Raw genomic sequence first — 26,989 nt, 5'->3', positions numbered from 1 at the left:
ATTTCCTGATGGAAACTAAACGGCCGACGGATTTCCCTCGGCATCGCCCCGGGCGTCCCCCATGGCCTTCGCAGCCATCCTGGTTGCGCTCGCGTCATGGATAGTTATGACAACCCCCGTATTGCCCGTTCCGAAGGGATCGGCATACGGATATAAATTAAACACCAGCCACTTATCCGCCGACCCGTTGTATATCTCGACACCGGGCTTGTCGGCATTGGCTTGCAAGCCATGCTCCGCCAGAAACGCGCCCCACTCCCTGCCGACGATATCCCGGTGCGTCTTGCCGGTAAAATCCTCCACGGCGCGGTTGAACCGCTTGATCCGCCCTTCGTGGTCGGTAAGGATAAACATGTCGGCAATGCAGTCCAGCGTCTGCTCCCACTCTCTTCTTATGGTTTCCATCTGGTTGAAGAGGTTCTTCAATTCTTCGTGCTTCATGTACAACTGCGCCTGGCTCTTCAACAGCTCCTTCTCCAGATGCCGTTGCTCGGTCACGTCACGGGCTATGGCAATCAAACAGGCGGTATTGTTATACTCTATGACATCGGCCGACCAGAGCATGGTACGAAGCTCACCGGACTTTATGCAAAACGATACCTCCAGGTTGCGAACCAGACCATGCTCGTTAAGGAGCTTAAGCATCAGAATGCGGTCTCGAGGGTCAAACCAGATACCCATTTCAATTGAGGTGTGACCGATGACCTCATCCCGGCCATAGCCGGTTATTTCCAGGAATGCCTCGTTTACCTCGATGTATTTCCCATCCGCCGCATTGGTTATCACGATCCAGTCGGGACTTGCATGAAAAGCCTTTGAAAATTTTTCCTCGGATTTCCTCAGCGCCTCTTCAGCCTCTTTGCGCCAGGTGACATCCTGGGTAGTCCCGACCATGCGAATCGGCTTACCGGCCTCATCAAAGGTTACTTCTCCCTGACCGTCCACCATCCGCACGCTCCCATCCGGCAGCACGATGCGATAATCAATGCGATACGCCTTCTGTGCATAAAGGGCCTCGTTCACGGCCCGGTTGACAGCCTCTTTGTCCAGCGGATGAACCATATCCAGAAAAGCCTCATACGTTACCGTGAACACCCTGGGGTCCATGCCGCAGATGCGATACATCTCGTCCGACCATTTAAAGGCATCCGCCTCCACATCCCATTCCCAGCTCCCTAGATGAGCGATTTTCTGCGCCATGGCAAGACTTGCTTCGCTCTCCCGCAAAGCCTTCTCAATGCGCTTGTGCCCCGTGATATCCAAGAACGAGCCAACGCTCTTGTTCGTCCCCGGAATCATCGTCCAGTTTGCTGAAACGTCCTTTACAATGTTTCCTGCAGCAAGAAAGCGGAACTCATAGTTTCTCGGTGCAGCGTCCGGGTCCAGCCGTCGCAGACGATGGTACTCGAGCATTTTGTCCAGGTCATCGCGACAGACAAAATCCGTCCAGCATTTAACGCCATCCACCTCTTCCTTAAAGTAACCGCTCAGCTGCTCAAATTCCTTGTTCGCCATGAATATGGTTGCATCTTCATCGACGATAATCGTCGCCGCGCCCGTATTTTCAAAAATGGCGCGGTAGCGGTTCTCCGACTCCCGCAATGACTCCTCGGCCCTTTTGCGTTCGGAAATGTCTCGCGCCACATGCAAGACCCGATTGATTTTACCCAGCTCATCGAAGATCGGATAAGTGGACACTTCCACATAAAGTTTTTCACCCTGTTTGCTGTAATGAACATGTTCAGCAACAGAACCGGTTCCAGTACTTATGGTAGCCTGAAGCGGGCAGGTGTGGTCGGGGGGCGCGCACGGCTCACAGCTGTTATGTGTTGCCCCATGACAGGTTTTTCCCAATACGTCTTCTTCGTTCATGCCAACCTCTTTGAGGAAAACATGATTGGCGCCGACGATTTTGAAATCGGCTGCATTTATAATACAAATGGCATCATGGGTGGCATCAAGGACGATACCTGACAGCTCAAGTGCGCGTCTGAGCGCATCTTCAACCCGGATGCGCTCATTTTCGCTTCTTCTGATCCTGACGACGCCGATACCGAGACCGGCTATTCCGAACAGATACACAAAAACGTGGCCCACCACAAGCGGCAACAAATGGTCTCTCTCAATGGCGAGGAAAGGCTCAAGGGAAATTGAGACGCTGATACCACCATAGACGTCTCCGTCACGATAGCCTTGTTTTGCATGGCACTTCAGACATGGTTCCTCTGCGATCAACGGCTGCATGAAGCGAAGATGTGGTTTTCCGTCAAGCTGTTCAACGGAACTGACCTCTTTACTTCCATGACTGAATGCCTTGAGCGCGGATATCTCCCACGAATCCGGGGCATTCTGAGGACGAATGGGGGTAAGACTCGTAATGTGAGAACGGATGCCATAGCCGCCTCTCTCCAACGCATGAACCTGGCGCGTCATATAGGCCGGATTGATCAGAGTCAACAACCTGCCTGACGGCGTTCTTATCTCCCGGTCAGGGACGCCCGACAAATAAGGATTCGGCTGAACTTCAGGTGTTACAGGCACGTACACCCCGCCATGTCCGGCATTCCAGCGTCGGTACATGACGTCTTTCCTGAAAAGGCTCCGCGCCTGTACCTGTGCAGCTTCCAACGTCCCCCGTTTCCCCTGATGCACGTTCCAGGCAAATGACGCAGCCAGCGACAGCGTCCAGATAAAAGCTGCGAGCAACGCGTAATATTCCCAATGAGGACGAGGAAACCTTTTTTTCTTTAAATCGACCATAATGATTTTCCTGACTTAAAAAACATCGACAGAACGCATAGAAACCGGCCCATGCTCACGTGCGCTTACAAGCTGCGTAACAGCTATGCAGAAGGCCGGCTTGTAATCTTATCGGCTGGAGTAAGTTAATTCTTGAGCCTCCTCACATCGCAGTAGGAATAACATGAAGTCCCTTCCTGTACCAAATGTTAGTCGGTACGCATACGGCATTCACGAACGAAGTAAAGTAATTTAACAGAGCGCAGCGGTCATGGAAGGAAAAGACTACAAGACGATCGCGGAATAAGGGAAGTTTCTTCGGCACGGGTCAGAAGCGCGTTAACAGCGGCCTCTCCGGCAACGCCAAGATCAAGGGAGAAATCATTTACGTAGAGTTTTATGTGGGCGGAACATACCTCATCGCTCATCTCCTGAGAATGTGCCCGGATATAGCCGTTCGACTCGTCGGGATGGGCAAAAGCGTAATCGACGCTGGAACGCAAGGCACGCTCGATGGCGGCCAGGGTCTGGTTTCCCAGGGAACGCTTTGCCACAATCCCACCCAGAGGGATCGGGTGGCCGGTCTCGCGCTCCCACCAGTCCCCCAGGTCGAGAAGTTTAACCAGGCCGAAGCCGGCATAGGTAAAGCGCGATTCGTGGATGATTACCCCGGCATCCACCGAACCGTCAGCAACAGCTGCCATTATTTCGTGAAACGGCATATGGACGATATTATCCAGGGACGGATCGAAAAGGCGCAACAGCAGGGCTGCCGTGGTATAACGGCCCGGCACGGCGATCCGCTTTCCCTTAAGCTGCGACATATGCCCGAGCTTTCCGGAAACGACCAGTGGTCCGCAACCACGGCCGAGGGCTCCGCCGGAGCGGAGCAAACAATAATCATCACGGATGAAGCCGAGAAGATGGTAGGATATCTTGCTGATGTCCAGCGCCTTTTCAAGCACCAGATGGTTCAGGGTTTCGACGTCCTCCAGCAGTTCATTGAAGACATGGCCTTCGCAGGCGACCCGTCCATGGGTCAGGGCATGAAAAATGAAAGTGTCGTTGGGGCAGGGAGAATAACCAAGGGTCAATGATTGCATGTCAGCATTCCTCAACTACAGGGCGGGACCGAGGCCAGCCCTTACAATTCTTCAATATATTTAAGGAGAAACCTCTGCGCGGCCTCGACTGCGCGTGGAATATCCCAGCGGGAGAGATCCCGGTCTTCCACCATATTGCTGATCCCGCGGATTTCCAGGCAATCCACCCCATATCGGAGGGCAATCTGGGCCGCCGCCGCACCTTCCATGTTCTCGCAGATTCCGCCGAATCGCCGGTAAAGTTCGTCGCCCCGGCCAGTTGTCCCGCTACAGGTGGAAACAGTAAGAAACTTGCCTCTCTTGATTGAAAGACCAAGGGCAGCGGCCAAATGTACAGCCTTTTCAGCTGCCTGCACCGAGAGGGGAAACTCATTGAAAAAGGATTTCCCATTTCGCACCACGAAAGGGATGCCGATAAAGTCCAGTGGCCGCCACCCTGTCGAAGTCAACACACCTTCATCGGCAAAGATCTCGGCAGTTGCAACCGCGAGATCTCCCGGGGTGAGGCTGCTCCCCCTATAAGCGCCGCAGCAGCCGGTATTTATAAGAATCTGTGGCGATACATGTTCCAAAAGTGCCGTTATGGCTGAAGCAGCATTTACTTTCCCCATGCCGGTCACGGCGATGATGATATCCCGCTTGCCGATGCGCCCGTCATAGACCTCGCGCAGTCCGGCGTCGGCCCTTTGCCGGGCGCCAATGACCCGGACGAGCATGGAAAGTTCCTGTATTGTGGAAGCCGTGACAAAAACCGGTTTCATGGGTAAAACCTCCCGCCAGGAATCTATCTCCCGGGAGTGTAACGGAGCAGCTGTATTGCGCCGGCAAAAAATATTTAGTTGATACTAACACAGCCCATGGCGGCAATTCAACAACTCAAACAAATCAGACTTCCGGCGTCATCAAAAAGCAGCCGGCTTCACAACGGTCGGTTACCTTCATTACAGTGCCGACATTACCTGAAACAGGGCTGAAACAGCACCGTCTTTTCCCTTGCATATGATAGTTACTTTTACTATATTTAGTTTGTTTTATCGTTACCCAAAAGGGCTCACATGCAGAAATGGATTTTGCCGACCAACATATTTCTCACGTTTCTGATTATCATGGCTTTGGCCTTGATTTCCTCTGACCTGATCTCTTTCAGACTTACCAAGCTCTATCCAAAGGGTGCAAAAAAAGCCTCCCCCCCCCCGTCTTCTTCCAACATAGCCGAAGACCTCATGTCATTTGCGCCGATCCTGGAAAAGGGATTATTCGGCAAGGCCACCCAGGGAAGGCTTTCGCCGGTCGTCCAGGCGACCGCGACTAAAGCGGCGCCGACCGTTTCACAGGGAGACCTGATCCTGTTGGGGACGGCTGTCGGCTCCTTCCGCGAGACGTTCGCCCTGGTACAGAAATCGAGCAGCAAAGAAGAGCGTGTTTTCCGGCTTGGTGATACGGTTTTCGACACCGGACCACTGGTTGCCGTCAAAAAAGAAGTGGCAGAAATACTGGTGGGCGGCAGACGGATCAAAATACTCACCCCAACGGCGATTGCAACTGAAGCAGCAGCACCGCAGACACAAGCCGCCGTGCCGGGGGAAGCCAGAGGACTTGCATCGCAGGTGGGAGTTGGAAGCTATGTAATTGATCAGCGCGCACTCAACGCATCCCTGGACAACATCGGCCAGGCAATGACCGACGCACGACTCCTGCCAAGCATAAAGAATGGCAAGGTCGAAGGGTTCAGAATTTCGGAAGTGAAGCCACAGGGGATCTTCGGCACCATAGGGATAAAAAACGGCGACGTGCTCCTCAGCATCAACGATTTTCCCATCGATTCGCCGGAAAAGGCAATACAGTCCTTTGCATCGCTCAAGGGGCAGAATCGCATCAAGCTGGACCTGGTACGTGACGGCCAACCGACAACGTTTAACTACGACATACGATAAAACCGTGAATGGTGAAGAGTGGATGGTGAAAAGTGCAACAAACGAAAAATCCTTTTTCGATGGTTGCCGCCGATCCCGGATCCCTGTTCCCCAGTCCCTGTTTTTTTTTGGGAGGCATCATTGAATAAACGCATTTCGCATATCATCATTGCCCTGATCATTTTTGCAGCAGTACCTTCCGTGGCGCTGGCCAAAGGAGTGGTGCTGAATTTCAGCGACGTGGACATCTCCACCATGGTCAAGTTCATCAGTGACCTGACCGGCAAGAACTTCGTCATGGATGACCGGGTAAAGGGGAAGATCTCGGTCTTTTCACCGGCAAAACTCTCCACCGAAGAAGCGTTCAACGTCTTTACCTCGGTGCTGGAACTGAAGGGCTTCACCATCGTCCCCGCTGGGAAAGTCCTGAAGATAGTGCCGACGGCCAATGCCAAGCAATCGGGAATGCGGATTTATTCAGACAAGGAGCGCAGCCCGGTTAACGAAGCATATGTGGCACGGGTCATCACCCTCGACCACATCTCCAGCCAGGAAGCGGTGACTTTCCTCCAGCCAATGGTCTCCAAAGATGGCTATATCTCCTCGTTCGGCCCTACCAACATGCTGCTCCTCGTTGATTCGTCTCTGAACATCCAGAAGATTCTGACGATACTGCAACTTATCGATACCGACCAGAAACGCGAGGGGGCTGAGCTCGTCTTCCTTAAAAACGCTTCGGCGGAAAGCGTTGCCAACGTGGTAAAGGAATGGCTCGGGAGCAGGGATAAGGCGACAAAACCCGCCGGACAACCGGCAGCAGGAGCCGGAGGGCTCATCCTTCCCGACGCCCGCCTCAACGCCCTGATCATATTCGGCAATGCCAAAGACAAGGATGACATCAAGAAACTGATTACCCTGATCGACGTTATCCCCCCGACTACGAGCAGCAAGGTCAATGTCTATTACCTTGAAAATGCCGATGCGACCGAAGTTGCCAAGGTGTTGGATGGTGTGGTCAAGGGATCATCTGCGGCTGCTGCCCCCAGCCAACCGGGAGCCGCAAACGCGCCGCAACAATCGCCTTTTGAAGGGGGCAAAATCAGCATCACCCCTGACAAGGCAACCAATTCACTGGTCATCATGGCGTCGCCCACCGATTACCAGAACCTCATCCAGGTGATCCAGAAGCTCGACAAGCGCCGCCGCCAGGTCTTCGTCGAGGCTGTGATCGCCGAAGTCTCACTCAGCAAGCTCAAGGATCTGGGCGTACAGTGGGGAGTTCTCGGCGGCGCATCCAACGGCACAGCAACCGCGGCAGGGCTCTACGACCCGCAGGATACCTTCACCACGCTCCTGACCGCCCTGGCAAACCTGAAAAGTGCCGGCATAACCATTCCCGACCTGACGGGAACAGCGCTGAACTTTTCGGCGGTATTGAGGGCCCTTGACTCGCTGGGTGCAGTCAACGTCCTCTCCACCCCGACCATCATGACCTCGGACAATAAGGAAGCTGAGATCTTCGTCGGCGAAAACGTCCCGTTCAAGGGGAACGTCACCATTTCCAACACCACCACCCCTTCATTCCAATCCATCGAGCGGAAGGATACCGGCATAACCCTCAAGATCACCCCCCAGATCAGCGAAGGGGAATACGTAAAGCTCGACATTTACCAGGAAATCTCCGCCATTTCAAACACTACGGTTTCCGGCGCGTCAGACCTGATAACCACCAAGCGGTCGGCGAAGACGTCGGTCGCCGTCAAGGACAAGGATACCATGGTGATCGGCGGGCTGATCCAGGACCGGGAGCAGGAAACCGTAAACAAGATACCGCTCTTGGGCGACATCCCGTTTCTCGGCTGGCTCTTCAAGTTCAAGAACACCACACGGCAGAAGACGAACCTGTTGATCGTCCTCACCCCCCGCATCGTCAGGGGGGCTCAGGAAGTAGCGGAGATCTCCGAAATCCAGAAACAGAAGTTCGGTAACGCGGTCAGTTCGGACAAACCGTTCAACCTGGACAAAGAACTCATGATCAAGCATGATGCCGCGACTGGTGACAGATGACCGGTTTTCAAGAGGACTATGACAAATAATATCGACATACAAGCCGTTGCCGCAAAACTCGGCATCCCCTTCCTGCAGGAGATAGAAGACAGCCGGGTGGATACGGCGCTGTTGATGCGTCTGCCGCTGGCATTCGCCCGCAATAACCTTCTTCTGCCGTTGAAAGAAGATGACGGCAAACTGGTAGCCGCCGCCGGAAACCCGGCCAACCTCCTCGCCCTCGATGAACTGCAGGGAGTTTTCGGCATGCCTGTGCAGGCAGTGGCAGTGCCGCGCCAGGCGGTGCTGGACGCCATCAACCGCCTCTACGCCAGGATCTCCGGCTCTGCCCAGGACGTGGTTGAAGAGTTGGAAGGAGTAGAGCTCTCCGCCATTGCATCCGAATTCAATGAGCCGAAGGACCTGCTCGACCTGACCGATGAAGCCCCCGTGATCCGCCTCTTGAATTCAATCCTCTTCCAGGCGGTCAAGGAGCGTGCAAGCGATATCCACATCGAACCGTTCGAAAGGGATCTGGAGGTCCGGTTCAGGATCGACGGCATCCTTTACAAGATGCTCACCCCCCCCAAGGTGGTGCAGGAAGCCCTCACTTCCCGGGTCAAGATCATGTCCGGCCTGAACATAGCCGAAAAACGGCTCCCCCAGGACGGAAGGCTCAGGGTCATCGTTGCCGGCCGGGACGTGGACATCCGTGTCTCCATCATCCCCACCTTTTTCGGCGAGCGGGTTGTGCTACGACTTCTGGACAAGCAGCGGGGGGTCATCTCCCTGGCGAATATCGGCCTGTCGCCGGAAAATGTTGCGTCCATGGAGCGGCTCCTTTCGCGCTCAAACGGCATCATCCTCGTCACCGGGCCGACCGGCAGCGGCAAGACGACAACCCTTTACGCGGCTCTCAACCGGATCAACACGCCGGAAAAGAACATCATAACCATCGAAGACCCGATAGAATACCAACTGAAGGGGATCGGCCAGATCCAGGTCAACCCGAAGATCGACCTCACCTTTGCCGGGGGGTTGCGTTCCATACTCCGCCAAGACCCTGACATCATCATGGTCGGCGAGATCCGCGACGCCGAAACAGCAGAAATCGCCATGCAGGCGAGCCTCACCGGCCACCTGGTGCTCTCCACCCTTCATACCAACGATGCCGCAACCGCCGTGACTCGTCTCATCGACATGGGTGTCGAGCCATTCATGGTGGCATCCTCCCTGTCGGCGGTCATGGCCCAGCGGCTGGTACGGGTAATCTGCCCCCACTGCAAGGAAGAATACAAGCCGGAACGGGAATACGCCGGTATCAAGCTGCCGCCGGTGCTGTACCGCGGCCGCGGGTGCGACAAATGCTTCAATCTCGGGAGCACGGGCAGGATCGGCATCTACGAATTCCTCCTTATCGACTCCGAGCTCTGTTCCATGATCATCAAGCAGGCCCCTGCCGGCGTCATAAAGGAATACGCCATCTCCAGGGGCATGCGTACCCTGCGCGAAGACGGTCTCGCCAAGGCGGCGGCCGGCATTACCACCATCGAAGAAGTACTGCGGGTAACGCAGGAGGACTATGCCGACCTTCCGTTATAGCGCCTATAAACCGGGGGGAAGCGAAGTCACCGGCACCATCGAGGCAGGAAGCCCGAATGAGGCTAAACAGCGTCTGAAAAGCGACGGCCTCTATCCGAAGGAGATCGCCCCGGCCGATGAGGCCGGACCCCGGAAAGGGGTGCAACTCTTCCGCAGCAAGGTGGGGCTACCGGAACTCTCCCTGATGACGAGGCGGCTCGCCACGCTTTTGGGCTCGTCCGTCCCGGTCTATGAGTCCATCAACACCCTCTATGACCAGGAACGACCGGGAGAACTGAGAAAGATGCTCGGTCGGGTCCGCGACCGGCTGGCCGAAGGCACCAGCCTCGCCAAAGCTCTTGCCGCCGAGCCGCAGATCTTCAGCGACAGCTACATAGGCATGGTCTCGGCAGGCGAGGCGAGCGGGGCACTGGAAGTGGTCCTGGAACGGCTTGCCGAGTTCCTCGAAGACCAGGCTGCGATCAGGAGCAAGGTGATCACCTCACTCGCCTACCCGATCCTCATGGTGGTGGTAGGCGTTGTCGTCATGCTCTTCCTCCTCGCCTTTGTCGTACCGAAGATCGTCACTGTTTTCGAAGAGAGCAAGGCCACTCTCCCCCTGATAACCATCATCCTGATCAAGGTCAGCAACCTGGTGCGTAAAGGGTGGTGGGCACTCATCATCCTCGGTTTCGCCATCAGCTACGCATCGAAAAAACTCAAGAGCAACGAAACCATGTGCCGGAAGAGGGACCGCTTGCTGCTCAAGCTCCCCCTCTTCGGTTCACTGCTGCAAAGACTGATCCTTTCCCGCTTCGCCAAGGTGCTGGGGCTCTTGCTCATGAGCGGCGTGCCGGTGATCAAGGCCATGGAAATCACCGGCGCAGCGATAGTCAACCGTGAATATCGCGCCATTCTCATGGAGGCCAGCGAGGAGCTGATCCAGGGGGGAAGTCTCTCGGCAACCCTGAGGAAAAGCCCACTGTTTCCGCCTCTGTTAGTGCACATGGTCGCAGTAGGGGAAAAAGGGGGGGAGCTGGAGAAGATGCTCATCAAGGCCGGAGAGGCTTTTGAAAAGGAGTTTGAATCATCTACCACCCGCTCGATGGCCCTGTTGGAGCCGCTCCTCATCCTGGCAATGGGTCTCAGCGTCGGTTTCGTAGTCATTGCCGTGTTGCTCCCCATCTTCCAGTTAAACGAACTGGTAAAGTAGGGACGACTCTTGTACATGGTCAACCCATGGCACCACAAGGGCGCTCTTATAAAGAACAGATCAAACGGAGGTTTCATATGATTAATACGACCAATAACAACCGCGGCTTTACCCTCATTGAGATTATGATTGTGGTGGTCATTCTGGCCTTGCTGGCGGCACTGGTGGCGCCGAAAATTATCGGCCGATCCGACGACGCCAAAATCGCCGACGCCAAGGTGCAGATTCGCAATTTCGAAACCGCCTTGAAGCTTTACAAACTGGACAACGGCAACTTCCCGACCACCGAGCAGGGGCTCTCGGCACTGGTGGCTAAGCCGACCGTCGGCCAGATCCCGAAGAACTACAAGGCAGAAGGGTATCTGGACAACAAGAATGTCCCCAAAGACCCCTGGGGGAATGATTACATCTATCTCTCCCCAGGCGAACATGGCGACTACGACCTCTCTTCCTTGGGGGCTGACGGCGCCAGAGGCGGTGAAGGAAAGAACGCCGATATTGAAAGCTGGAACATCAAGTAGGCATGAGGAACAAGGAGCGAGAAGAAAGGTTCGAGGAAAAAGGAAAGAGGAGCGAGGAAAAAACATTAGCCTCGAACCTCGATCCTCGTACCTGTTTTTCCGCCGGTTTCACCCTCATCGAGCTGATGGTGGTAATTGCCATCCTCTCAATCGTCGTGCTCGTGGTGCTGCCGCGGCTCCCCTCCACAGAATCCGGCAAACTTCGCAGTTCCGCGCGCACCCTTGCTTCAGGGATCAGATTTCTCAGCGATCGAGCTATTACGGCCAATAGTATCTATCGGATGCACCTGAACCTGGCAGACAGTACGATAATCGTGAAAAAGCTCACCGCAGGAGGAGAAGAAACCACGGCAGACGACCAGTTCCTCAACAAGCGCTTCATTGCCGAAGGAATAACCATCGAAGACGTGACCATACCACGGCTGGGAAAAGTTACCGACGGCGAGGTAATAGTGCCCTTCGGCCCCGGCGGCCTGGCGGAATTCACGACCATTCACCTGAAAGGGAACAGCAGCGGGCATTACACCGTAATCGCCTACCCGAACAGCGGCAAGGTCAAGGTGGAGCAAGGCTACCAGGAGGAGATGTGAAAGGTTTCACCCTCCTGGAGATAATGATTGCGCTGGCCATCATGGCGGGAGTTGTGTTGACCGTCATCACTTCCTTCAATTACCATCTGTCCGTAGTCAGCCGCGACAAGGAGGAAACCATTGCCGTCCTGCTGGCGCGTGGAAAGATGGATGATCCCGGTTTCAAGAACCTGCAGGAAAAGAAAGGGACCTTTGCCCCTGACCACCCGGACATGACGTGGCAGGTGGATACATCCCCTACTGACTTGCCCGGCTTGAATAAAGTAATCCTGACGGTAGGCTGGGGAGGAGATAAAAATAAGCTGTCCCTTGTCGAATACATTGCAAAATAAGGGCTTTACGCTGCTGGAGCTACTGGTGGCCATGGCGCTTCTCGTCATCCTCACCGGAGCACTCTACGGCACCTACTTTTCCGTGATGAACGGGCGCGAAGCTGCGGTGTCCGGAATGGAAGCACGACGGGAGCTGCGCACCACACTGGATATGCTGCGGCGGGAAATTGCCTCGGCATATTTCAACAAGTTTAACATGGCCAAGAAGAAACAGTTTTTTGTCGTCGAAGACCGGGATTTTTTCGGCAAACCGGCTTCTACCATCAGCTTTACGGCAATTGCCCCGCCCAGCAGCGATTCTCAATCCGGTTCGGATTTAGTGGAGCTGAAATACCAGCCCATCGAGAAGGACAACAAGATTGTATTGACCAGGCAGGCAAAGGATTTCTACCTTGACGTCAAGACGTATCCTTACCCGCAGATGGAGAAGCTGGAAGGATTTCTCGTGGAATGTTATGACAAAGGGAAATGGGTCAGAAGCTGGGATACCGCGCTGAACAACAACCGCCTTCCCGAAAGCGTCAGGATAACCCTGCGGGTGAAGGAGGGGGATAAAATCGCGGAATACACCGCCACAGCCTCTCCGAGGATTAAAGGGCCGTGAAAGACGAGCGGGGCTTCGCCCTTGTCATAACATTGATCATCACCGCCCTCCTCGTGGCGCTGGCCGCCGAATTCGTCGATGAAGTCTACGTGGACACCTCGCTCAGCCATAATTTCGTGGCCGGACAGCAGGCGAGCATACTCGCCGCATCGGGCGTGGACGGCGGCATCAGGTTGTTGCAGTTCGATTTAGCACAACAGACGTACAGCTCCCTCATGGATCGTTGGGCCAAACCGCTGAAAATAGAGGATGAACAGGGGAGTCTGCTGGTAACCATTGAGGAAGAGAGCGGCAAGCTGAACATCAACGATTTTCCGCAAAACGGCAACCTAGATAATAATTTTGCTGCAGAGGTGGCAAGCCGCCTCTTTAACAATTTAAAGTTAAAAGACAGCAACAGTCTCATCGACGCTCTGGCTGACTGGCGTGGCGAAAACGAAATACCTCATACATACGGGGCAAAAACGCAGTATTACAGCACGCTTAAACCTCCTTATGAGGCAAAGGGCGGGCGGCTGGACACTGTCGAGGAACTGGCCCTGGTTAAGGGATTCGCCGGAGAGCCGCTGAAAAAACTTATGCCGCTGGTAACCGTCTATGACGGCGTCCAGGGGGGAATAAACATCAACACCGCTCAGCAGGAGATCATCGAGGCGCTTGACAAACAAATCGATGCAGACAAGGCAAAACAAGTCCTCGCTAAGCGGCCGTTCAGTAACTTTGCCGAATTGGGGAATGCTTTGGGCTCACAGTCCATTGCATCAGGACTCGCGACCAAAATTACCTTCAAGGGAAGCGTATACCGCATCCACTCGGAGGCCCGCGTCAGGGAAACCAGCCGGGTCGTCGAGGCGGTGGTGCGCATCTCGGGCATACAGTCTACGGTTTTATACTGGAGATAATTCTGATGAACCTAGTGATAGTGGAAATTAAGCGGAACGAGTTGGTCTTTGCCACCTTCCGCAAGAAACGGGGCGAACTCAGCTTTGTCGAGGCTGCCCGCCACCCCCTCGGCCAAGAGGAATCCCTGCCGCAGCTTTTGGAGGAGTTTGCCGCGTCAGCGCCTGCAGAGCGCAGGGTGATCCTGGCCATCCCCTCGAACCAGCTCTTCATGCGCGAACTGGAACTCCCCCTCAGTGATAGACGCAAGATTCGGGAGCTCCTGCCGCTGGAGCTGAAAGGCGAAACCGCCGTAGACACCGATCAACTGATGTTTGAGGCCGTGCCCCTGGAAGAGGGAAAGGTTCTTGCCGTCTGGGCAAAACGTCATGCACTGGAGGATAAGATCCGGTTGATGACGGGAAAAGGACTGGAACCGGAGATTGTCACGGCATCGCTCTTCAACTGGCAGTGCCTCATCCCGACCGAAGTGGAAAGCGCGACGGTTGCAATCACCGATGGTGAATCACTGGCTGTCTTCCGAAATGGCAAGCCCCTCTATTTCCGCCCCATGACTTCCGGCGAACCGGATGCGGAAGTTACGAAGACATTGGCTGCCCTGGAAATCGGCAAAGGTTTAACGGTCGATCGGATCTTTTCTCACGGGGGGCGTTCGCAGCAGGCAGCCTCTTCCAACGCATCGGCCGATCAGGAAACATCACCCTTCCCTCCGCTGCCGGTAAACGGGGAGTTTGCCGAGGCCTTTGCCGGCGACACCAATTCCGCGCGTGATCTGGCCGGCGCCTATGCGGTTGCCCGGGCGATCGCCACCGGAGACCCTGTAAACTTCCGCAGCGGCGAGCTTGCCTACACGGCCGGCCAGGCCAAGACACGGAAAAAGCTGCGCCTCTCCATGATTCTCGCCGTCAGCTTCGTCATCCTGCTCTTTGCCGAGGTCGGCCTCAGATACTACCTGGTAAAGAAAGACGTGGACTCCCTGAACAACTCGATCAAGACCATTTATCGGGAAGTATTTCCCACCCGGAAAAAAGCGGTCGACGAGGTTGCGGAACTGCGCTCCGAAATCAAGCGTCTCAGCAGCGGCAAAACATCGAGTAATCTGCTGCCAATCCTGACAAAATTAGCCGAGGCGAAGGGTGATGACGTGTTCGAGGTCTTCGAGGCCGAGATATCGGGCAATCAGGTGCACCTCAAGGGAGATGCCCGCTCCATCCAGGCGGTTAACGACTTCAAAACCCGCACGGCAGATGCTTTAAGCAACGTCGAAGTCGGCGAGATAAAGTCCCGGCCCGACGGCAGCGTCTCATTCGTCTTGCGCGGTGCGGTAAAGGAGGCGAACAAATGAAATACCTGCACCTCCTGATTGAAACCTATAATCGCATGGATGATAAAACCCGTCTCCGCTGGGGAATGGGGATCGCCGCCATCCTCTTGCTGGCGGTGCTTCTCTCGGCTGCCAACAGCCAGGTTGCCCGCCTGGAGAAAAAGCGTGCCAGCCGGGAAGCTGACATTACCGAGATGCTCATGTTAAAGCTCCGCTTCCAGGAAGCGAACGCCGGCGCGCAAAAGCTGGCCAACCGCCTGGCAGCAACCAGACCCGACGATTCGCCGGCAAAGATTATCGAGGAGATCGGCATAAAGGGAAAAAACACCCAGATCAAACCGGTAAAAGGTGAAGATCTGCCCGGTTTCGTGGAAGACGCAGCCGAGGTGAAAATAGAAGGACTCACCGCCAACGAGGCGGTAAACCTCCTCTTCAGGCTGGAAAAAGGGGCCAAACCGGTTACCATAAAGAGGGCCCTGATAAAAACCCGCTTCGACGACCCGGCGAAACTTGACCTGACCCTGACAGCAGCCCTGATCAAGGCTGCGCAGCAAGGAGCACGATGAACCGCCGCCGTCTCATCCTCATGGGTTGGGGGATTCCTGCCGCACTCTTCTGCCTGATCATCCTCACCATCGCCTTTATTCCCGGCAAAGAGTTGCAAGGCGTGCTCGCCCGTGCGCTGGAAAACCAGGGCTACACCATGCGCACCACCAGCTTCGGCCTGGCTTTTCCCCTCGGCATCCGGGCCCAAAACCTCGAACTGGGCTCGGAACAGGGGCCGTTGTTGAAGTTCGACAGGGCCACGGCAAAAATCCGCATCCTGCCCCTATTCGCCGGTAAAGTGGTCATCGGCTTCCAGGGAACAATCGGTAAAGGTGAAGTAAAGGGGGAATTCGCGCCACTGAAAAACGGCAGTTCGACCCTGGAAATTGCCGGAGTGCAACTGGAGGACATCCCTTTCTTCAAGACTGTGACCGGCGCGCAGGTCAAGGGTGAACTACGCGTCAAGGGTAATTTCAAGGGGAAACAGAACGCCGCTACTGGAGACCTGCAACTGGCAGTGACGGAAGCCCATCTGCAAGGGGTGAAGATCGGTCAAATGCCCCTCCCCGACGCTTCCTACAAGACAATCCAGGGGATGCTCCGCATAGGTGGCGGCAAGGCCACCCTGGAAAGTCTGAACCTTGAGGGTGAAGGGATCTATGCGCGGCTCAAGGGCGACACGCCGCTCACTACCCCCATGAGTGCCGCCCCCCTGAACCTGACCCTGGAACTGATGCCGAAAGCCGAGTTCCTCGACAAGCAGAAATTCGTCTTCCTCCTTCTCCTCAAATACCAGACCTCTCCCGGACATTACCAGATACCGGTCAGGGGAACCCTGGGTAAACCGGCAGTATCCTAAACCGGACAAGCCGGAACCCAAATATTGTATTTCACGCAACGATGCGACGACGCAACGTTTTAAAACCATGAACCAATAATACTAGAAAAAGCATTTGAACCGCAAAGGCGCTAAGAACGCGAAGTAAAATCAATCATTTATCTAACGGAAACCTTTCACCCGATTGGTTTGGATCTTTATCCCCATAAGTATTTGAATTTCTTTGCGCCCTTTGCGCCTTTGCGGTAAACAACTGCCATTTTTAGGATAATTTGTTTAAAAGCCTTTCGTCGCTTAAGAGCGCCTACTTTTGGTGCGTCGTCGCGTGAGTCATGTCTTGAAGAACGTAATCCTTTCCGCCCAGAATATAAAAGCGCCCGACAACATTGTTGCCGGGCGCTTTTACTTCCAGGGATATATCCTGAACGCTATTTTCTCCTGCTCTTCATGCCGAGCGCCTTGAAATCCAGGATGGTATTCTCGCTGTGGCAGACATCGCATTGCAGCGACTCGGACTTGGGCGCCACCTGGTGATTGAGCGCATACCGCATCGGTTCCTGGACCCCTTTCCACTCGCCGCTGTACGGCTGCTTTGCTTCCACAGTCCCTTTCACCGCTGCGGCAGCAGGATCGCCGGTCAGCGCATATACGCCGGATTTTATATATACCGGCTTGCCGGTGGCGGCATCGGCGATTACCGTATAGTTGGTCCGCTTCCAGGGGTAGATCCTGGCCTTGAGGTCCCTTTTCGAGCCCGCAGGTTCGTTGTTCGCCCGCATGGTCCTGTTCCACCACAGGTATTCGGGTCTGACGTTGGTCGCAGTCTTATTGGTCGGTTCGAATAGACCGCTCTTTGCGTCAAGCACCGGCTTGGTCCAGTCCCGCTCGACAATGGTCGGCATCTTAGGATCGCGGGCTATGCCCGGGATATGGCAGGTCTGGCAGGCGATGCGCGCCACGTGCCGGTTAAGAAAGTCCGCCTGCTCCCCCTTATGCGGCGTCAGCGTGTGGCAATTGTCGCACGCCACCCTGACATCATTCAGTTCCTGGGCCTTGAGGTCACCGCCACCGGCAATCCTGTGCTGTTTGGTGGTATGACACTCCGTGCAGTTCATCCCCATGGAAAAATGAACGTCCGTATCGGCAGTGGGAACCACTCCGTCCTTATAGTTGAGACCGCCGCCGACCAGGGCATGACAGCGGAGACACATGTCGCTGGTCGGCTTCTTCACATTGCGCACGACCTTGAGGATATCCACGTCTGGCGCCGGGGCCAGTTTGAACCTGACTTCCTCCCTTACCTTCATCTTACTTTTTATCACTTCCTTCACTACGACCCTGCGGTAATCGGGTCCATGGCAGATAAGGCAGTCGATATTTTCGTAATCCGCTTCCGTCAGCTTGTCGACCGGATTGGGCTTGGCGCCGAGACCGATATGGCAACGGCCGCAACCAGCCGGCTGTGCGCCCTTCGAGGCATCATTGGGCTGGAGCGTGCCGAGCCAGTTGTGTCCGGCAACCGTATTGGGGGGCGGACAATAGCTCACGAGCATGCCGGCGCTCTTCCCCTTCTCCCAACCCTCGATGAACTGCGGCTCGGCCTGCAACTGGTAGTGGAGGCTCATGGCGACCTCCTTTCCCAGGGTATCATGGCATTCCAGACAGGTCTTGGTCCCCTCGTACTTTTCGATCCCGGCGTGCATGGACTCTGCCGCCGATACCCCCGTTGCCGCGACGAGAAGCGTCAGCATGCCCCCAAACAAGGCTGTTGCGCGAAACGGGTTCCGCCGGGTCACCGGTTCTGATATCTCCTGTGGCACGTTCACCGACCGTTGCATCTGCCCCCCCTTTCTTAAACACATCGCATTAACAAGCCGTAATCCGCATTTTTTATATCACAGAAGAGCGGACTTGTCTCCCATTAACATGCAAGAAACCGGATCACTCTTCGGCTTCATTGGCCGATCCGACATCCGCCGCCAGGGCGGCTTTCCGCAACCGCTGCACCCTTTCGACGACCGGCGGATGGGAATAATAAAACTTGGCGTAGAGCGGGTGGGGGTGCAGATTGCCGAGGTTTTCCCGGTTGAGCTTGACGAGCGCCGTTGCCAGAGCGCCAGGCGTGCCGGAGAGTTCCTCGGCAAAGCGGTCCGCCTGCCATTCATGCCTGCGCGAAAGCCAGCTGGAAAGCGCCGTGAAAGGAAACATGAGCAGCGAACTGATAAAACCGAGGATCACCAGTTGGGCGGGAAACGATGCGTGGGGCAAACCGAGCACACCCGGCAGGCCGCCCCATTGCAGAAGCCTGAAAGCCGCATAGAAGCCGAGCAGTCCCCCGATCTCGGTCATGACCAGGAGCTTCCACACATGCCCCTTTTTCCAGTGCCCGACCTCATGGGCAAGTATGGTAATTATCTCCTGCCGGTTCATTTGCGTCAGCAGCGTGTCGTAAAGCACGATCCGCTTAACCCTGCCGATGCCGGTAAAATAGGCATTGGAATGGCGGCTCCGCCGTGAGGCATCCATCTGCATGACCCGGCTGACGTGAAGGCCGGCCTTCTCCATGAGCCGCCGGATCCCCTGCTCCAGCTCCGCATCCTTAACCGGCTCGAACTTGTAAAAAAGCGGCTCGATCAGGTATGGAGAAACGTACATGAAAAAGATGGAAACCACCGCAAAGAACCCCCAGACCCAGAGCCACCAGAAACCGGGACTCCAGCGCACCAGGGAAAACGCGCCTGCGATCATTAAAGTCAGGATGACAGCCGAAATAGCCGTGGATTTCCCCAGGTCGGAAAGCCAGAGCCGCGTTGTCATGGTATTGAAGCCGAAACGGTTTTCTATGCGGAAGGTCCCGTAGAGGCTGAACGGGATATCCAAAACGGTCTGAATAAGCGTCAGAATTAGGAAAAACAGCACGCCGCTCCAGACAAAGGAGCCGCTGAGGGAAGTAATCCAGCGGTCATAGAAAACAAGCAGGCCGCCGAAGAGGAACAGCAGGAGCATGACGTTGTCGAAAAGCGACTCCACAAGCCCGAGGCGGCTCTGTTCAATGGTGTACGCGGAGGTTTTTACCAGGGTATCGGCGTCGATGGCATCCTCAAAACCGGCGGGGATCTCGGTGCCATGCAGCTTGAGGTGCTGCAGATTAAGGAAGCGGAGATAATACCCGACCGCGGTGACGAGCAGATAACAGATTAAAACGGTGAGGGTCATGGCATTCCATGGGTCGGAAGATGGGATTTAAGTTCTCATTTCGTGGGCACTTCACTTGCCGACGGCAGCTGCGAATCGTCGGTTGCGCAGTTGAACCAGCGCCGGATCGCCCTTCTGTTCGGGCATGTTGGTCAACACATTCTCAATCCTGTCGCTGGTCGCAGGGTGGGTCTTCATTATTCCCCCCTCCGCGCCCTTATTCTGTTTCACGATCCGATCGAGGAAGTCTTTCAATGCCCGGGGTTCATAGCCGGTTGCGGCCAGATAGTGCAGTGATGCCTGGTCAGCGGCGTACTCCTGTGACCGGCCGTAGCCGTTGACCACAAGGGTCTTGAAAACGTCGTCGATTGACCCCTCGAAAAGCCCTGCCAGTTTGGCGACATCCTGCGAACCATAGGTCTTGGCCGCATCAGTGCCAATGACGGTCAGCGCCTCGGTCCAGCGCGACTGTGATATGGCGCTGATGCCGTCGCGGTGGTTGATGTGCCCAACTTCATGGGCAAGAACGGCCGCCAGTTCGTCCTCGTTCTTTACGGCATTCACCATGCCGCGGGTAATGAAGATAATGCCGCCGGGGCAGGCAAAGGCATTGATGTCGCTGCTGTCGAGAACGGCAAAATGATAACCGCCGTAGGTGAACGGCTTCTCTGAGTGGATGGCTACCGACTGCCCCACCAGGTTGACATAATCGGTCAGCTTCTTGTTGTTCACCAGGTGGTTCGTCGTGAGAATGCGGGCCGCCACTGCACGCCCGACATAATACTCTTCCTCGTCGCTGATGGGCCTGGCCGCCTTAAGCGTGGTAGTAAGCGACCTGGAGATCATGCCGATCTGTTCCGGGGTCAAGTCCTGGATTTTGCACCCCGACGAAAGGAGGAGAAGACCCGCAAGGCAGGCGCATAACAAGTTCCTGGTCATGGCTCGCTGAGACCTCCGTCCTTCAGGAATTCAGTGAGGGCATCGCTGCTTACCTGGTAATGCTCGATCTCATCGACGGAGCGGAAATCAAGCTCTGGATGACTCCCCTTGTAGGAAGCCTCCACTTGGGGGTTAAAGCCCTTTCCGGCAAGAGACACCTCGTCCCTGGATGGGGCCTGTCCCCCGGGGGCAAATCCGCCGCCCAGCTTGAAGCTCTTTTCCTCGATAGCGCTCTTGTGGACGCAGCCATTGACCCCCTTGAAGCTGACCTTGTACCAGTCGCCGCTCCTGGAGATAATGGTGAGCAGATCGTTGTAACGGATCTTCGCCTTGACCGGGGCAAAAAACCGGCACTGCCCCCTGATTGCGTTCTCCCGGACAACGACCCGCGCCGAATCGGCGGCCGGGGAAAGGGCGGGGACCAGGAGGAAAAGGATAACGATTATGATGGCTGTATGGGTTCTCATTTCTCCGTCATTTTTATCACATTCCAGTTATTAGTCAATGGTGGATTTTCCTTGAGAGTCTCGCACCAGGCCCTGTAATAAACTGCCGGCCCGTCGCCGGGGTAGGCGTCGAGGAAGCGGCCGAACGCTTCCGCAGCTTCCCCCCACTTTTTCTCCATGAACAGTTCATAAGCCCGCTGATAGCCATCAATAAAGGTTTTCACTTCGGCTTCGGTCCTCTCCACGGCCGCCATCAGCTCATAAATCCTGATCGGCAGGGACTTCCCCTTCACCTCGATCAGCCCCAGTTCCCGTGCCGGGAAGAGCCCTTCGGTCCTGTTGAATGTATCCTCACTGACCATGACCCTGGTCTTGAAATGCTTGTTCGCCGACTCCAGACGGGAAGCGAGATTGACCGTATCGCCGATGGCCGTGTAGTCGAAGAGCCGGTCGCTGCCGAGATTGCCGACAATCGCCTCGCCGGAATGGATGCCGATGCGGATGGCGATCTGCGTCAAACCTTCTGCCGCCAGGCCGCGATTCACCTCGGCCAGCGTTTCCTGGCACTGGAGCGCGGCGCGGCAGGCGTTTATCTCATCATGCTCCGTCTCCAGGGGGGCTCCCCAGAAAGCCATGATGCAATCGCCGATGTATTTGTCGATAACCCCGTGATTGCGGATTATCACTTCGCTGAAGGCGTTGAGCGCGGTGTGGAGGATCTTCGCCGTCGCTTCGGGAGGGAGCTTTTCAGCGAGGGTGGTAAAGCCCGCAATATCGGCAAAAAACACCGATACCCGCCGGCGTTGCCCGCCGGGCTTGATGAGATCCGGATTCTTCAGGAGATATTGAACGATGGTCTCATCCATGTACTGGGCAAATGCACGCCGCACAAAGCGGCGCTCTTTCCCTTCCGTGGCGTAACTGTACGCGACCGCGGATATTACGGCAACGATCAGCGCCGCAACAGGCGGTATGGTCTGCACATATATGCCGTTCTTGAAGAGAGAGGCGGGAAGTCCAAGGGTAAACACCGACGCCGCGGCAAAGAACGACAGGTTGGGACCGAGTGCATGATGGGTGAAAACGAACCAGCAGACTGCAAGCGAAAGGATAAGCATCAAGGCGATAGGAACATAAGCCGGCACCGGCGTTATGAAATGCCTGTGGAGCAGGGTATCAAGGGTTGTGGCGTGGATCATTACGCCGGTGGAGACGGGCGATATGGAGGTCGGCTTCATGTCGTAGAGTCCGGCTGCGGTCAAACCGATGAAGACCTTCTTTCCCTTGAAGTATCCCTTCTGGATTGCCGGCTTTTTTCCCGCCTGGTCATCCAGCGAAGCCTTGAACAGAGCGGCAGCGGAGATGACGGGAAACGGCTGCTCACCGCTGTAGTACCGGAGGAGTAGTGAATCGTCCATGAGCGGTAAAGGGGTGTTCCCGGCAACGAGACGTCTGTCCCGGACCGCAACCGCCTCCTTCTCCAGGAGATAACCGAGAACGAAATGGGGGATCGTCATATCCCGGAACCTGAAGGAAAGAGGCGCTCGGCGGTACACCCCGTCCGGATCCGGCTTTATCATGACATTACCGGCGCCGTGTGCCGCGTTTCGCAGCCGGTCGATATTGGTAATTGCGGATTCATAGGCAAGCCGCGCCGACAAGGCATCGGGCATGGAGGTCTTTTTCAGGTACGCCAGCTCTTCAGCCGTCATATCCCTTTTGTTCCCGGAAAGAAAGAGCGGCAGGTAGACGTTTCCAGCCTTTTTAACGGCATCGGCGAATACCATATCGTCTTCCTCTCCGTAGGAAGATGGCTCGGTGAAAAGGATATCGATGAACACAGCGTCGGCTTCCGCCAGATAATCGAGGAGCGGCGCATATATCTGCCTCGGCCAGGGCCAGGTGATGTTCTCGCTGCTCAAGGCGTCGATGCTCTGCTGGTCGACCTGAACAATCACAATGTCCCCTGCGCTTTTGACCGGATTCAGCCGACGGGAAAACAGGTCGTAGACCTTGAGCTCAAACGGGGAGAGCACCCCGGAGAGAAACAACCCGAGTGACACTGCGAACGCCACGATCGTGATGATCAGTATTTTACGCAACTGCGTGCCGGTGACGGCCATCTGCTGCCTCCATGCTGGTGAACATCTAGATGATATCTAAATATCGCCCCTATTCAACGGGGCCGGCCGATTTGTCTGAATTCAGGGCATAAAAAAGCCCCCTGCCAGAGAAGGGGGCTTTTTTATCAAAAACATGACAACCACGGCCAGGAGCCTTGTCCGACTTAGGGAATCGTAGCGAGAGGATGGAAAATCGAGGACAGATTTCCGGAAATTTGAGAGCTAATAGTGGACCTATTCGTCGAAAATTTCCAGAGATATGGACCGATTTGCCATTCTCGCAGTAGATTCATTCCTAAGTCCGACAGGCTCCTATGGCTTGATGGTCGCTTCTTCGACAATCACGCCATACTTGTAGCCACCGCCGAAATCCTTGTCCTTGTAAAGGGTGCCGGTCACCGTCACAACATCGCCCACCTTCGGCACATCCTGCGAGGTCACCACCAGGTTGTTCGTTTTGGTTTTGGCATCGCCACTGCCGTCCTGCACGTGAATCCAGTTTTTGTCCATGATCCCCGAGGAGACCTTGACGACCTTGCCTCTGACGACAACCCGCTTGTTATCGAGACCGGCCTTGTTCGCATAAACCTCTGCCACCGTATAAGCGTTCTCGCCGGTCGCCTTTTCCACCTTGATTTTCTCGTTCGTCACGGTCACCGCCATTTCACTGCCGACGGAAACCTTTCCTGCCATTTTACCATCTTCTTCGCCACCGACATTTTTCAAGGGAGCGTTACAGAACATTATCTTCTCGAAGGTGCGGCCGAGAGATTTGCTTTTAAAATTCCACATCTCACTGCCACCGTCAAACGCCAGCTCCTGCCCGACAGCCACCGTTGTTTCCGGCATCGCAACCCAGGTCTTTACCCCCTTGTTCTCCAGGAGCGCATACGTGTAACCGCCACTGCTCATGGTTTCCACAACCTTGCCGGTTATTTTCGCGCCGGCTTGCTCCGCCGGTTGCATGGACTGATGCCCTTGCGGCATACCCTGTGTCGCTTTTTCAGTGGTTGCCACCGCAGGGCTTGCCGAGGCATCGCTCATCCCGGGCATGGCGGAAGCAATATTCACATAGTACCCGGCAGCCGGCAGCGTGAGAACCAGAAACATGGTCGAAATCTTTGCTGTAGTTTTCATGAAATACCCTCTGAAAATTTATTATGCCACCTGCCTCAAGCAGCATGGGCAAATGGACATCGGTGTAAAAAGATTACATCTTTTGCTGAAAATAAACAAGCTCGTTAATGTTCGGCGTCCCTTGGAAGGCATGTCGTCCCGTCAGGAAGCCCCGAAAGTGTCAGAGCCAGTGTTTCGGGTACTGCCGATGGTGGACTAAGTTGTTGGTGAAAAGGGCGACGATCAAAAGAATGAGCGCCCCGGCGAAGACCGGAAGTAGGACATAGGCATAGCCCGCGTGTCCCTGCACGCCGATCAGAGCGGTTGCGCCGCCGGGAGGATGAACGGTATGGGTGATGTACATGAGGAAGATGGCAAGCCCCACCGCAAAGGCGATTGCGTATGAACCGGATCCCCCCAGTGCCACGATAATAACGGCCGCCACGGCCGAGACGAGATGGCCACCGATCAGATTTCTCGGTTGGGCCAACGGCGAATCGGAAGCACCGAAGAGAAGAACCGCAGATGCGCCGAAAGAGCCGATGAGGAGCGGATATCCCGCCATTTTGGTTACCGCCAGTATGGCGAGGATCGATAACGTTCCGCTGACCAATCCCCATACCGCGTACTTCAATGATAACTTTGAGTGATTTCCCCTGAATTGCCCTTTCATCTTGCCGGGCATGCGTGCAAGCCTGTTTCTCATCTGGCTGGTCTCCATCCCTACCGGGTTTTCCAAAGATAGGGCAAGTCGGAAGTTCTTTCTTAATCAATGGGTAACTATTCAGCACAGCGAAGGAACCGACTGGTTTATCAGGATATGCTGAATAGTTACATCAATTCGGGGGCGATGAAAATCCTCGCCCCCATTTGGCTATTACTACCTGGTTGCCAGAGGGTCCTTGATTTCGTGCTCGGGTTTGAACATGAGCTTCTTCGCTCCCCGGTTGTTGACATACTTCGCCAGCTCCAGGTCGACCTTCACCGGCACTGCTATCCCGGCCTTGGCAAGGGCCTGGCGCAGAAGTCCTTCCGCCTTTCCCGCCTGGCTGGCCGCATCGCCCAGGATGCGCATTGCCTCGGTCGGGTTGTGGAAGCCGACCGAGTTCTCGGCGCCGATGTAGATCACCCTGTAGAAGGCTTCCTCGTAATGGTTCTTCGCCTGGTCATAGAGCGTCCTGTCGATCCGTTTTCCACCGGTCTCGGCTCTGTTCGCCATTTCGAAGAGCTTGGCCACCGTGGCTGTGGCATAACCGGATCGGATAAAGAGAGACATGGTCCGGTCCTGGATGGCGAAGACCTGGTTGCGCAGCCATTCCGGGCTCTCGGCATGGCACTGCTGGCATGCCTTCAGATCATTCTTGAGCGGGCTCATGACCCGGTGGTCCGACACCTTCTGGCTCCCCACCTTGGTGTAGGGCATGTGACAGTCGGAACAGGCGACCCCGGCATTCCAGTGGACGCTATTGTTGGAGAAGAGCTCGAACTCCGGATGCCGGATGAAGGCCAGTCGGAAGCCTGTGACGCTCTGGGTCCACTCCCTGCTCGGCGGGTTGCTTCGCAGCTTCTTTATGATGTTTTCAATGGTGATGTTACCCATCGTGCCTCCCTCCCAGGGGAAGAAGACGTCCGTCGACTTCATTTGGGCATCTTTGGTTATGCTGTACGTGACATGACACTGGGCGCAGACCAGGGTCCGCATGTCCTGCTGGGTCAGCTTCCTTTCTTCGACGCCGATCGTCTCCAGTGCCTTGCCGAGGGTAAAGCCTCGAGAGATTTTGAGCGACATGTCCCTGTTGTTATGGCAGTCAATGCAGGATACGCCAAGGGTCTGGTGCTCATCGGGAATCTTCTCATGCACCTCGGTATAGGGCTTGGCGAAGTAGTCCCGTCCCATCTGCTTCTGGAGAACCGGTGCGTATGGGGTCTTGCAAGTGAGGCAAGAACCTCCCGCCTTTATTCGCCCCGGATCCACCTCCAGCTGGTCCTGCACCATAAAGAAATGCCCCCGCGGCTCCTTGTATTCTGTGCCGAATGCCCAGCCGTTATAGAGAAGCGCCAAAAAGGGGAACTCGTCGAGCTTGTCCGGACGGGCCTCACCCTCATCGTAGCCGCGTTTGTACCTGCTTTTGCCTGCCGGGGTCGGCTCACCGGTTTTTTTCCAGAGATCATATTCGACAGGATACACCTTCCCCCACTGGGCCGGATCGACAGTCCCATCGGCGATTTCTGCCGTCTTCACCCGCTCCACCTTTTTCGGCGCGCAACCGAACCAGAGGGCGATGGCAATCAGGAGTACCGGCAAAGCGAGGATTTTCACGAATTTCATTTGCATGTTTCTTCTCCTTTCGATTTTGCGACTATTAGCGGAAAGAAATGGTACCGGTCAGCCGGTGGCGCAGCCGGCGGTGACACCCCCAGCACGTCCGGGTCGTATCCATTCGGGCTACGGTTGCCTCGTGACACCTGATACAGTTTGCCTGGACAACCTTTTCACCATGTGGGGAAAGCATGATTGTTTCGGGAACGAGCCCCGTATTGAACGAGATGACGTCTTTCATTCCGTCGATGGATTTCCAGACGTAGTGTGCAACCGGGTTGCCGTTGGGGAGGTGACAGTCGACGCATCTGATGCGCCGGTGTGCGCCGGCATGACGCCAGGCGGCGTGCTCTTCCCCCATCACGTGGCAGCTCGCGCAGAAATCAGGGGACTCTGATTTTGCAAGGAGCTTGGGTGGGCCGACAAGCATGAATGCCGCTATTGCAAGTCCTCCCAAGACAGTCGAAAGGATTGTCAAAACGAGACTTTTAGTGATGCGGAGCTGCATGGTTTCTCCTGTTGCCGGCGCTAGCCATTTTTTTCGCAGATTACATACTAAAAAAGCGGGGGGCTGTGCCCCCCGCCTCCTCATAATGCCGT

24 protein-coding genes are annotated in these 26,989 nt (G+C 55.5%); 12 read left to right on the top strand and 12 right to left on the bottom strand.

Features of this window, described 5'->3' with window-relative positions; genetic code table 11:
• Nucleotides 1–15 precede the first annotated feature (15 nt).
• From GURA_RS03505 to mqnB, 3 genes are all read right to left on the bottom strand, one after another.
• On the bottom strand, nt 16–2,760 hold the full coding sequence (locus tag GURA_RS03505; RefSeq protein WP_011937623.1) for a PAS domain S-box protein: 2,745 nt from the start codon (nt 2,758–2,760) through the stop codon (nt 16–18).
• Nucleotides 2,761–3,008: 248 nt separating this feature from the next.
• The gene (locus tag GURA_RS03495; protein WP_011937622.1) at nt 3,009–3,842 is read right to left on the bottom strand and encodes a 1,4-dihydroxy-6-naphthoate synthase; all 834 of its coding nucleotides are present in this window, start codon (nt 3,840–3,842) and stop codon (nt 3,009–3,011) included.
• A 41-nt stretch (nt 3,843–3,883) separates the two neighbouring features.
• Complete coding sequence (gene mqnB / locus GURA_RS03490; RefSeq protein WP_011937621.1) at nt 3,884–4,603, bottom strand: futalosine hydrolase; 720 nt, start codon at nt 4,601–4,603, stop codon at nt 3,884–3,886.
• Between the two features lie 294 nt (nt 4,604–4,897).
• Between mqnB and gspC the strand changes: the two genes are divergently transcribed.
• The 12 genes from gspC (at nt 4,898) to gspN (ending at nt 16,271) form a co-directional block, all read left to right on the top strand.
• Nucleotides 4,898–5,776, top strand: a complete 879-nt coding sequence (gene gspC / locus GURA_RS03485; RefSeq protein ID WP_011937620.1) for a type II secretion system protein GspC — start codon at nt 4,898–4,900, stop codon at nt 5,774–5,776.
• 120 nt (nt 5,777–5,896) lie between these two features.
• Nucleotides 5,897–7,822 (top strand): type II secretion system secretin GspD, encoded by a 1,926-nt coding sequence (gspD, locus tag GURA_RS03480; protein ID WP_011937619.1) that lies wholly within the window; start codon nt 5,897–5,899, stop codon nt 7,820–7,822.
• A gap of 18 nt (nt 7,823–7,840) precedes the next feature.
• A complete protein-coding gene (gspE, locus tag GURA_RS03475; RefSeq protein ID WP_011937618.1) occupies nt 7,841–9,403 on the top strand; it encodes a type II secretion system ATPase GspE in 1,563 nt (520 codons plus the stop codon).
• Nucleotides 9,384–10,595, top strand: coding sequence for a type II secretion system inner membrane protein GspF (gspF, locus tag GURA_RS03470; protein ID WP_011937617.1), 1,212 nt, complete (start codon nt 9,384–9,386; stop codon nt 10,593–10,595). Before gspE ends, gspF begins: the two co-directional genes overlap by 20 nt.
• A gap of 77 nt (nt 10,596–10,672) precedes the next feature.
• Nucleotides 10,673–11,116: a type II secretion system major pseudopilin GspG gene (gene gspG / locus GURA_RS03465; RefSeq protein ID WP_011937616.1), complete on the top strand. Its 444-nt coding sequence runs from the start codon at nt 10,673–10,675 to the stop codon at nt 11,114–11,116.
• Nucleotides 11,117–11,118: 2 nt separating this feature from the next.
• Entirely contained in the window at nt 11,119–11,706 is a 588-nt protein-coding gene (locus tag GURA_RS03460) for a pilus assembly FimT family protein (protein ID WP_011937615.1), read from the top strand.
• Complete coding sequence (locus GURA_RS03455; RefSeq protein WP_011937614.1) at nt 11,703–12,038, top strand: prepilin-type N-terminal cleavage/methylation domain-containing protein; 336 nt, start codon at nt 11,703–11,705, stop codon at nt 12,036–12,038. The genes GURA_RS03460 and GURA_RS03455 overlap by 4 nt, the downstream gene beginning before the upstream one ends.
• Nucleotides 12,016–12,642, top strand: a complete 627-nt coding sequence (locus GURA_RS03450) for a type II secretion system protein GspJ (protein ID WP_049818871.1) — start codon at nt 12,016–12,018, stop codon at nt 12,640–12,642. Before GURA_RS03455 ends, GURA_RS03450 begins: the two co-directional genes overlap by 23 nt.
• On the top strand, nt 12,639–13,544 hold the full coding sequence (gene gspK / locus GURA_RS03445) for a type II secretion system minor pseudopilin GspK (protein WP_011937612.1): 906 nt from the start codon (nt 12,639–12,641) through the stop codon (nt 13,542–13,544). Before GURA_RS03450 ends, gspK begins: the two co-directional genes overlap by 4 nt.
• 5 nt (nt 13,545–13,549) lie before the next feature.
• Entirely contained in the window at nt 13,550–14,887 is a 1,338-nt protein-coding gene (gene gspL, locus GURA_RS03440) for a type II secretion system protein GspL (RefSeq protein WP_011937611.1), read from the top strand.
• Nucleotides 14,884–15,432 carry a hypothetical protein gene (locus tag GURA_RS03435; protein ID WP_011937610.1) on the top strand — a complete coding sequence of 183 codons (549 nt, stop codon included), beginning with the start codon at nt 14,884–14,886 and terminating at the stop codon, nt 15,430–15,432. Before gspL ends, GURA_RS03435 begins: the two co-directional genes overlap by 4 nt.
• On the top strand, nt 15,429–16,271 hold the full coding sequence (gspN, locus tag GURA_RS03430) for a type II secretion system protein GspN (protein ID WP_011937609.1): 843 nt from the start codon (nt 15,429–15,431) through the stop codon (nt 16,269–16,271). Before GURA_RS03435 ends, gspN begins: the two co-directional genes overlap by 4 nt.
• Nucleotides 16,272–16,678: 407 nt before the next feature.
• On the opposite strand, the gene GURA_RS03425 is transcribed toward gspN, so the two are convergent.
• From GURA_RS03425 to nrfH, 9 genes are all read right to left on the bottom strand, one after another.
• Nucleotides 16,679–18,088: a hypothetical protein gene (locus tag GURA_RS03425; RefSeq protein WP_011937608.1), complete on the bottom strand. Its 1,410-nt coding sequence runs from the start codon at nt 18,086–18,088 to the stop codon at nt 16,679–16,681.
• A gap of 103 nt (nt 18,089–18,191) precedes the next feature.
• A complete protein-coding gene (locus GURA_RS03420; RefSeq protein WP_011937607.1) occupies nt 18,192–19,466 on the bottom strand; it encodes a M48 family metallopeptidase in 1,275 nt (424 codons plus the stop codon).
• A gap of 51 nt (nt 19,467–19,517) precedes the next feature.
• Complete coding sequence (locus GURA_RS03415) at nt 19,518–20,384, bottom strand: M48 family metalloprotease (RefSeq protein WP_011937606.1); 867 nt, start codon at nt 20,382–20,384, stop codon at nt 19,518–19,520.
• Complete coding sequence (locus GURA_RS03410; protein WP_011937605.1) at nt 20,381–20,851, bottom strand: SH3 domain-containing protein; 471 nt, start codon at nt 20,849–20,851, stop codon at nt 20,381–20,383. Before GURA_RS03410 ends, GURA_RS03415 begins: the two co-directional genes overlap by 4 nt.
• Entirely contained in the window at nt 20,848–22,953 is a 2,106-nt protein-coding gene (locus tag GURA_RS03405) for a CHASE2 domain-containing protein (RefSeq protein ID WP_011937604.1), read from the bottom strand. The genes GURA_RS03410 and GURA_RS03405 overlap by 4 nt, the downstream gene beginning before the upstream one ends.
• Nucleotides 22,954–23,265: 312 nt before the next feature.
• A complete protein-coding gene (locus GURA_RS03400; RefSeq protein ID WP_011937603.1) occupies nt 23,266–24,090 on the bottom strand; it encodes a hypothetical protein in 825 nt (274 codons plus the stop codon).
• Nucleotides 24,091–24,250: 160 nt separating this feature from the next.
• Complete coding sequence (locus tag GURA_RS03395) at nt 24,251–24,775, bottom strand: HPP family protein (RefSeq protein ID WP_011937602.1); 525 nt, start codon at nt 24,773–24,775, stop codon at nt 24,251–24,253.
• Between the two features lie 174 nt (nt 24,776–24,949).
• Nucleotides 24,950–26,404 carry an ammonia-forming cytochrome c nitrite reductase subunit c552 gene (locus tag GURA_RS03390; RefSeq protein WP_011937601.1) on the bottom strand — a complete coding sequence of 485 codons (1,455 nt, stop codon included), beginning with the start codon at nt 26,402–26,404 and terminating at the stop codon, nt 24,950–24,952.
• A gap of 28 nt (nt 26,405–26,432) precedes the next feature.
• Nucleotides 26,433–26,897: a cytochrome c nitrite reductase small subunit gene (gene nrfH, locus GURA_RS03385; RefSeq protein WP_011937600.1), complete on the bottom strand. Its 465-nt coding sequence runs from the start codon at nt 26,895–26,897 to the stop codon at nt 26,433–26,435.
• Between the last annotated feature and the right edge of the window lie 92 nt (nt 26,898–26,989).

Source organism: Geotalea uraniireducens Rf4 (assembly GCF_000016745.1).
Lineage (GTDB): Bacteria > Desulfobacterota > Desulfuromonadia > Geobacterales > Geobacteraceae > Geotalea > Geotalea uraniireducens.
Note: the sequence above shows the minus strand (reverse complement) of the source record. Positions and strands in the feature narration are given on the sequence as shown.